8 protein-coding genes and 1 rRNA gene are annotated in these 8443 nt (G+C 43.7%); 8 read left to right on the top strand and 1 reads right to left on the bottom strand.

The genetic code is table 11. From position 1 onward, the window contains the following. Nucleotides 1-20: 20 nt before the first annotated feature. Entirely contained in the window at nucleotides 21-332 is a 312-nt protein-coding gene (locus L4B77_RS18475) for a tyrosine-type recombinase/integrase (protein WP_429752225.1), read from the bottom strand. Between the two features lie 167 nt (nucleotides 333-499). Here L4B77_RS18475 and dusA point away from each other — a divergent pair, with 167 nt between their 5' ends. From dusA to L4B77_RS18435, 8 genes are all read left to right on the top strand, one after another. Continuing rightward, a complete protein-coding gene (gene dusA / locus L4B77_RS18470) occupies nucleotides 500-1501 on the top strand; it encodes a tRNA dihydrouridine(20/20a) synthase DusA (RefSeq protein WP_429752223.1) in 1002 nt (333 codons plus the stop codon). A 220-nt stretch (nucleotides 1502-1721) separates the two neighbouring features. Then, nucleotides 1722-1943: an envelope stress response protein PspG gene (gene pspG / locus L4B77_RS18465; RefSeq protein ID WP_429752221.1), complete on the top strand. Its 222-nt coding sequence runs from the start codon at nucleotides 1722-1724 to the stop codon at nucleotides 1941-1943. Nucleotides 1944-2078: 135 nt separating this feature from the next. Then, nucleotides 2079-2750 (top strand): TIGR04219 family outer membrane beta-barrel protein, encoded by a 672-nt coding sequence (locus L4B77_RS18460; protein ID WP_429752219.1) that lies wholly within the window; start codon nucleotides 2079-2081, stop codon nucleotides 2748-2750. Nucleotides 2751-2944: 194 nt separating this feature from the next. After that, complete coding sequence (locus tag L4B77_RS18455) at nucleotides 2945-3175, top strand: hypothetical protein (RefSeq protein ID WP_261838727.1); 231 nt, start codon at nucleotides 2945-2947, stop codon at nucleotides 3173-3175. A gap of 123 nt (nucleotides 3176-3298) precedes the next feature. Next, nucleotides 3299-5164: an assimilatory sulfite reductase (NADPH) flavoprotein subunit gene (locus L4B77_RS18450; RefSeq protein ID WP_429752217.1), complete on the top strand. Its 1866-nt coding sequence runs from the start codon at nucleotides 3299-3301 to the stop codon at nucleotides 5162-5164. Next, nucleotides 5164-6891: an assimilatory sulfite reductase (NADPH) hemoprotein subunit gene (cysI, locus tag L4B77_RS18445; RefSeq protein ID WP_429752215.1), complete on the top strand. Its 1728-nt coding sequence runs from the start codon at nucleotides 5164-5166 to the stop codon at nucleotides 6889-6891. The genes L4B77_RS18450 and cysI overlap by 1 nt, the downstream gene beginning before the upstream one ends. Continuing rightward, nucleotides 6884-7660 carry a phosphoadenylyl-sulfate reductase gene (locus L4B77_RS18440; protein ID WP_261838730.1) on the top strand — a complete coding sequence of 259 codons (777 nt, stop codon included), beginning with the start codon at nucleotides 6884-6886 and terminating at the stop codon, nucleotides 7658-7660. The genes cysI and L4B77_RS18440 overlap by 8 nt, the downstream gene beginning before the upstream one ends. A 701-nt stretch (nucleotides 7661-8361) precedes the next feature. Next, nucleotides 8362-8443 (top strand): 16S ribosomal RNA (locus L4B77_RS18435); the annotation flags it as partial.

Below are 8443 nucleotides of genomic sequence, written 5' to 3'. Positions count from 1 at the left end.
TCATTCTTGATTGTTAGTTCTTATATCTGAGCTTTACTATGTAGTTTGTGTGGAAATAGCTGAGTATAAACCTGCCATAAAATGTTCAAGTTTCTATGCCCTGTTACTTGGGCTACCTCTTCAATGGAGTAGCCCTTTTCAAACAACCGACTCGCTCCCTCTCTTCGTAAGTCGTGATACCTTAAATCCTCAATCCCTAACTCATTCCTAACTCGCTGAAAGCCTGCGCTAACACTGCGTGAGTTGTATGAAAAAATAAGTTCCTCTTTGTTCCTGAATGTTTTTGATTCCCTGTGTATAATCGGCCCATTATTTTTGACTACAATGTCCACTGTGAAGCGTGATTCACCGCTTTTTAGTGTTCTTTTTTTAATGCTAAATGATGCCATTCGTCCTACTCCATCGATACGTACTATATGCGTACTGAAAGGGTGAGTTTGGGGGCATTCTGGCCAGTCGCTGTATATCGATGCAGTGTATAGATTTCGAGTAACACCTTATGAAACCTGACAATACTAGTAAATATGCGGCTAACCGCTTATCCGTTGCACCCATGTTGGATTGGACCGACCGCCACTGTCGTTACTTTCACCGTTTGCTTTCTCAGCAGACTCTTCTGTACACGGAAATGGTAACAACGGGCGCGATCTTACATGGTAAGGGTGACTTTCTAGAGTATAGCGAGCAAGAACATCCTCTTGCCCTTCAACTTGGCGGTTCAAACCCCGTTGATCTTGCTGCTTGTGCCAAACTGGCCGGTGAGCGTGGTTATGATGAAGTCAACCTTAACGTAGGTTGCCCTTCCGACCGAGTTCAAAATGGTCGCTTTGGTGCTTGCTTAATGGCCGAGCCGGATCTGGTGGCAGATTGTGTCTCGGCGATGAAAGAAGCCACGGATATTCCAATCACGGTGAAAACGCGCATTGGTATCGATGATCAAGACTCTTATGAGTTTCTCACTCAGTTTATTTCAACGGTTTCTGAAAAGGGCGGTTGTGAGCAATTTACTATCCATGCGCGTAAAGCGTGGTTGAGTGGTCTTAGCCCGAAAGAGAATCGAGAGATCCCACCGCTAGATTACGATCGCGCATACCAAATCAAGAAAGATTTCTCTGATCTTGTGATTGCCGTGAATGGTGGTATTACGACTCTTGAGCAAACGAAAGAGCACTTGCAACATCTTGATGGTGTGATGATTGGTCGTGAGGCTTACCATAGCCCATTCATCTTGGCAGAAGTCGATCAGCAGATCTTTGGTTTAGACACGCCAATTAAGAAGCGCTCACAGGTTGTCGAAGAGATGTATCCGTACATTGAACGTGAACTTTCAAATGGCGCTAGTTTAGGCCACATTTCTCGTCATATGCTTGGTTTGTTCCAAAGCATGCCGGGAGCACGACAATGGCGTCGCTATATCAGTGAAAATGCACATAAGAAAGGCGCAGGCATCGAAGTGATACAAACGGCATTGGCGAAGATCCCTAAAGAGCTAAATGTATAACCTCTTTCAAGGTTAAGAGCCTAAGCTGAAAACGGGAGGTTAAATTCGCCATTAGCGGTTAAATTTACCCTTGTGAGTTTAAGGAAAGCCATGCATGAAGATGTGTGGCTTTTTTATTTGATTGATAAATAAGGTTTTTGTTGGTGCTGTTAACTTGGTATGGAAGCTGCAATGTTAGACAGTAGGCGAGCTCGGTCATTAACTAATTAGGGAGACCATTATGTTTGAATTAATCTTTGTGGTTATTTTCGTCGCAACTTTACTTGTCACGGGGATCACATTCATGACGATATTGGCTGCAACCGGAGTGGCGTTCGCGGTTCTGCTGGTCTTAGGGATGATGGGGGTTGTGTTTAAGTTGCTGCCTTGGTTGATTGTGATTGCAATCGGTGTGTGGTTTTTCAAACACGTTGTATATCGGTCTCATCCAAGACGTTATTAAGGTCAGTGGGTCGTCAAATCTTTGGTCGTCAGAGGTTTATCGTTTTAGTATTTTAGATGTGTGGTAGAATTTTCCCCAATAATCTATGAATGTGCATACAATGCGCACAACGATATGGAATTGGAGCTATCTCAAATGAATAAAATGCCATTAATTGCTTTAGTGGGAATGCTATCTTTAAGTTCGGTTGTGTCTGCTGAAGACGGTTTTTCTTACACGGCGAAAGCTGGTGCCGATATGTGGTTGGGAAGTACAAAGCTAAACGAAGTGAAACAAAGTGAGGATGCGAACTCACCTTCGGTGTATTTCGCATTTGAGCATAATCTTCCAATGTTACCGAATGCGAGTTTTCGTTATACCTCTGTGGATACTAAAGCGTTGGCTTTCGATAAATACGACTACACGCTCTACTACACCTTGTTAGATCATAAGTTGATGGACTTTGACGCCGGTGTGACGTTTACCCAATACGCGAACTCGAATTACATTGAACCTAAGCCTACTGGTGCGAAAACGGCAACGTTTGATGAGATGACTTGGAGCTTCTACGGTAACGCAGAGATCAATGTTCCTGATACGCAATTCGATATCATTGGTATGATGGAGTTTGGTAATAGCGGCGGGATCAAGAGTACGGATTTGATGGCTGGGGTTCAGTACCGTCTTCCAATCGCAGAGACTGAATTGGCATTTCGTGGTGGCTACCGTGTGATTGACCTTGATTCGGAAGAGTTTTTCTCTTCAGATTTAGGCAAGCAGTTTGTGATGGTTAATGGCTGGTTTATGGGTGCTGAAGTACGCTTTTAAGGCTGTTTTAAAAACGCATCTGGAACAGATTTTAAGAACGCCGCTCGATTGAGTGGCGTTTTTTTATACCTATTGATTATATCTTTCTGGAATGAGTTAGCACATTCATCACTTTCGACCAACTTTATGCAGAGCTCTGATTAGCGTCTATCCTTATAAGGTCTATGTTGTGAGGTCAAAGCAAGGGATGAAATATGACACTCAATGAATTACGAAATTTGTATCGAGAAAACCTGTTAGTTGAAGCGGTTATTGAACCCTCAATTCAAGAGGGGGCGTGGGTTGTCGAGTTTCGCCATATGGGGGGCGGCTTTGTTTTGCTTACCGATGCTCACGGCGAAGAGTGCCACTACGCTGACCTAGATTTAGCATCGAAATCGGCAATGGCAGTTGGCTTTCAGCAAGTACGTATTGAGAATCAGTAGGCCAATTGATCGTTCAATCGCTTTTATCTTCCAAAAAGTTATAAAACATACTTTTCTATTCTTTCTTGTTATTAAAGTGAGTGGTTAATCTATCGTCACGCAATGATTAGGGATGTCGTGACCATGTCTTTATATAAGAAAGAGTCTTCACAAAATAATAATGCACCGGCTGGGGGAAGTGAGTTACCTGGGCTGGCAGCACCACTCAATGACCAACAATTGGGTCATCTTCAACAAACGGTTTCTGAGTTATCTTCACAACAACTGGCTTGGGTCAGTGGTTACCTTTGGGGGGTAAGCCAAGCTCAGCCTGTCGGTGCAGTAGCACCAATCGCTCAAGCGGCCGCGGCTGTCGCGGCGAAACCTGCGGGCAAGCTCAGTATTATCTTTGCTTCTCAAACGGGTAACGCTAAAGGTGTTGCTGAATCGCTTGAGGCGGAAGCGAAAGCTTTAGGCATTGCTGTCGAGCTTTTTGATGCCAGTGATTATAAAGGTAAGAACCTAGCCAAAGAGACTCACGTGATTTTTGTGGCTTCCACCAATGGTGAGGGCGAAGCTCCTGATAATGCTATTGAGTTACATGAATTCCTGCAATCGAAGAAAGCGCCAAAATTATCGAACCTGCAATATGGAGTGATCGGTTTAGGTGACTCTAGCTACGAGTTTTTCTGCCAAACGGCGAAAGACTTCGATAACTTCCTCGCTAAGCTCGATGCAAAATCGTTTATTGATCGTCTTGATTGTGACGTTGATTACGAAGCATCAGCAACGGAATGGCGCGCGAAAGCATTAGAGCAAGTCAAAGAAACGCTATCGACAGGTGCCGAAGCTGATATCGTTCAGTTACCTGTAGGTCAAGCGGCTGCCGGTCATTCGCAATACACCAAACAAAATCCATATACAGCGACACTATTGACGAGTCAAAAGATCACGGGGCGTGACTCGGGTAAAGATGTACGTCATATCGAGATCGATCTTGCCGGATCAGGGATAACCTACCAACCCGGTGATGCATTAGGTGTGTGGTTTGAAAACAGTTCAGAACTCGCCAATCAGATCCTGTCTAAGGTTGGGTTGTCTGGCATTGAAAGTGTTGATGTCGATGGCCAAAACTTATCTCTTCATAGTGCCCTAATCAGTCATTTTGATATCACGTCATCAAACCCTCAACTAGTGACTAAGTTTGCTGAGCTTTCAGGCAGCAAAAAGTTAACTAAGCTGGTGGAAGATAAAGACAAGCTTCGTGAATATGCAAGCAACACTCAAATTGTCGATGTGCTGGCTGAAAAGAAAACCAAGCTATCGGCTGATGAGTTAATTAGCCTGTTACGTAAGCTGACTCCGCGCCTCTACTCAATTGCATCAAGCCAAGCCGAAGTGGATGAAGAAGTTCATTTAACGGTTGGTCTGGTTGAATACCAAAAAGGCGAAGAGTCTCGTTTGGGCGGTGCTTCAAGTTTCTTAGCACAACGCCTTGAAGAAGGTGGTGAAGTGAAGGTGTTTGTTGAGAACAACAATAACTTCAAACTGCCGCAAGATGATAATACTCCCATCATTATGATTGGTCCGGGTACTGGTATCGCACCTTTCCGCAGTTTTGTGCAAGAGCGTGAAAACAATGATGCTCAAGGCAAAAGCTGGTTGTTCTTTGGTGACCGTACCTTTACTCAAGATTTCTTATACCAAGTTGAGTGGCAGAAGTTTCTTAAATCAGGTGCGTTAACTAAGCTCGATGTGGCCTTTAGCCGAGATCAAAAAGAAAAGGTCTATGTTCAAGATCGCTTAATTGAACAAGCTGATCAGGTTTGGCAATGGCTTCAAGAGGGCGCGTACCTTTATGTGTGCGGTGATGCGACTCGAATGGCAAAAGATGTTCATGAAGCACTCGTCACTATTGCAGAAGAACATGGCAATCAGAGCCGCGAGCAAGCTGAGCAATATATTAATGATTTACGTAAAGCGAAACGTTACCAAAGGGATGTGTACTAATGAGTAAGCAAGTAATAGAGCAAGAAGTGCTAGGTCAAGTACTTGGACCTTTGGCTGACAATGAGCGTCTTAAGCGTGAAAGTAATTATTTGCGCGGAACAATTGAACAAGATCTCCAAAATAGAATAACGGGTGGTTTTACTGCGGATAATTTTCAACTGATCCGTTTCCACGGTATGTATCAACAAGATGACCGTGATATTCGTAACGAGCGTGCAAAGCAAAAACTAGAACCTTTGCATAATGTGATGCTACGTGCGCGCATGCCCGGTGGCATTATTACGCCTAAGCAGTGGTTGGCGATTGATAAGTTCGCCGATGAGCATACCTCTTATGGTTCTATTCGTCTCACAACCCGTCAAACGTTTCAGTTCCACGGTGTGTTGAAGCCGAACATTAAGTTAATGCACCAAACGTTGAATAACATTGGTATTGATTCAATCGCGACGGCGGGGGATGTAAACCGAAATGTTTTATGTACCACAAACCCGGTTGAGTCCGAGCTCCACCAAGAAGCGTATGAGTGGGCCAAAAAGATCAGTGAACACCTATTACCTAAAACTCGATCTTACGCAGAGATCTGGTTAGATGGTGAAAAGCTAGCAACAACGGATGAAGAACCTATCTTAGGCAGTAATTACCTACCGCGTAAGTTCAAGACAACGGTCGTAATTCCTCCGCAAAATGACGTCGACGTTCATGCTAACGATCTTAACTTCGTTGCCATAGCTGAAGACGGAAAGCTGGTGGGCTTTAACGTGTTAGTGGGTGGTGGTCTTGCCATGACACACGGTGATACCTCAACTTATGCTCGTAGAGCGGATGATTTTGGTTTTGTGCCATTAGAGAAAACACTTGATGTGGCAGCAGCCGTTGTGACGACGCAGCGTGATTGGGGTAACCGTTCAAACCGTAAGAATGCCAAAACGAAATACACGCTAGATCGTGTCGGTATTGAGGTCTTCAAAGCGGAAGTCGAGAAACGTGCAGGCGTTGAGTTCTCGGAAAGTCGTCCTTATGAGTTTACTGGTCGTGGTGACCGCATTGGTTGGGCGGAAGGTATTGATGGTAAGCACCACTTAGCACTGTTCATTGAGAATGGTCGTTTACTTGATTTTCCAGGTAAAGCTCTGAAAACCGGTGTTGCTGAGATTGCTAAGATCCATAAAGGCGATTTCCGGATGACCGCTAATCAGAATCTGATTGTTGCTGGAGTCCCTACGAATCAGAAATCTAACATCGAGAAAATCGCTCGTGAGTATGGCTTAATGGACGATAGCGTTTCTGATCAGCGTAAAAACTCGATGGCGTGTGTGGCATTTCCAACGTGTCCTTTAGCAATGGCAGAAGCCGAACGTTTTCTTCCAGGGTTCGTGACCGATGTTGAAGACATTCTGAAGAAGCATGGATTACCTGAAGATGACAACATTATTCTCCGTGTCACGGGGTGTCCGAACGGTTGTGGTCGTGCAATGCTGGCGGAGATCGGCTTAATCGGTAAAGCTCCGGGGCGATACAACATGCACTTAGGTGGTAATCAGGCCGGAACTCGTATTCCTAAGATGTATAAAGAGAACATCACATCGGCTCAGATCTTAGAAGAGATAGATTCGCTGGTGGGGCGCTGGTCTACAGAGCGTAACGACAATGAAGGATTCGGCGATTTTACAATTCGAGCTGGGATCATCGAAGAGGTGATCATTTCAAAGAGGGATCTGCATGCCTAATTCTGTCGCTTCAAAATTAAAGTTAGCAGAGCTACTCACATTAACGAAGACGGAGCAGATACTTCGTCTTGGGCAAATTAACGCTGAGTTAGAACAGCTAACGGCATCAGAAAGGGTCAAGTGGGCTCTAGATCATTTAGAAGGCGTCCATGTAGTGTCTTCCAGTTTTGGGATCCAAGCGGCGTTGATGCTGCATTTAGTGACTCAAGCTAAACCGGACATTCCTGTTATCCTGACGGATACGGGCTATCTATTTCCAGAGACCTATCGTTTTATCGACGAATTAAGTCAGAAGCTGACTCTAAACCTTCAAGTCTTTCGCGCACAACAGAGTCCTAATTGGCAAGAAGCGCAATATGGGAAATTGTGGGAGCAAGGTCTAGAAGGGATAGAGAAGTACAACAAGCTTAATAAAGTTGAACCAATGCGAAGAGCGCTGGATGAGCTCGAAGCTGGTACATGGTTTTCTGGGTTAAGAAGAGAGCAATCTCAATCGCGTGCAAACCTGCCGATCTTATCGATTCAAAATGGTGTGTTTAAATTTTTGCCAGTCATCGATTGGACGAATAAAGACGTACACTATTACTTAGAAGAGCACGGTCTAAGTTACCACCCTCTTCGTGAGCAGGGTTACCTTTCGGTGGGAGATACACACACTACTAAGAAGTGGGAGCCGGGTATGACGGAAGAGGAAACACGTTTTAATGGATTAAAACGTGAATGTGGTCTTCATGAAGACGATGGAGAGCAATATGGATCTGGAATTTAGATTCATTACTCTTTAAAAAGCTGCTGATGGCAGCTTTTTTGCTTTCTAGAGCGTTAAAATAAAGCAATTGTGGATAAGTCTGTGGTTATTTTGTAGGTACTTTGTGGTTAAACTTACATAAATAAGGCTTTGGTTGTTTATTCGGCATGTAGTCGTTATTTTTACATTTTTCTTCAATAAACGCTTGCCAAAGAGATGAACATCTCTATAATGCCGCCTCACTGACACGGCAGACGCCACAAGGCTTCAGCGAAGAATGTTAGTAAGGCAACTAGCTTTAAGCGATGATTCGCTTCTACTTTAGAAAGTAGAAATTAATTCAAAATAAGTGTTTGACACTGAGAATTAAATCGCTAGAATAGCCGCCTCTTCCATAGTGATGTGAGTCACAATGAAGAGAAGCTCTTTAACAATTTAAACCTATCAATCTGTGTGGGCACTCGTTGATGAATATCAAAACGTTTTATCGTTAGATAAAACAGATTCTTCGGAATCAAAATTGATTTCAATGAACTGAGTGACCAATTCAAATTGGRTTCAGCCTTGAGCTGTTTTGTTTTACTTTTTCAAAAGTGAAAACCAATAAGAGCACAGTCAATTCATTATCATTCTGTTCCTATTTRTTTAAGAAGAGAGGGATAATAGCTTTAGAATTACTTTTTGTAGTTTTGAAGTCAGTATTCGTTGAGTCACAAAATCTTAAATTGAAGAGTTTGATCATGGCTCAGATTGAACGCTGGCGGCAGGCCTAACACATGCAAGTCGAGCGGAAACGACACTAAC

The sequence above is a fragment of the Vibrio minamisatsumaniensis genome (assembly GCF_050337445.1).
Classification (GTDB): Bacteria; Pseudomonadota; Gammaproteobacteria; order Enterobacterales; family Vibrionaceae; genus Vibrio; species Vibrio artabrorum.
The sequence above is the reverse complement of the archived record's forward strand: the minus strand, read 5'-3'. Positions and strand labels throughout refer to the sequence as shown.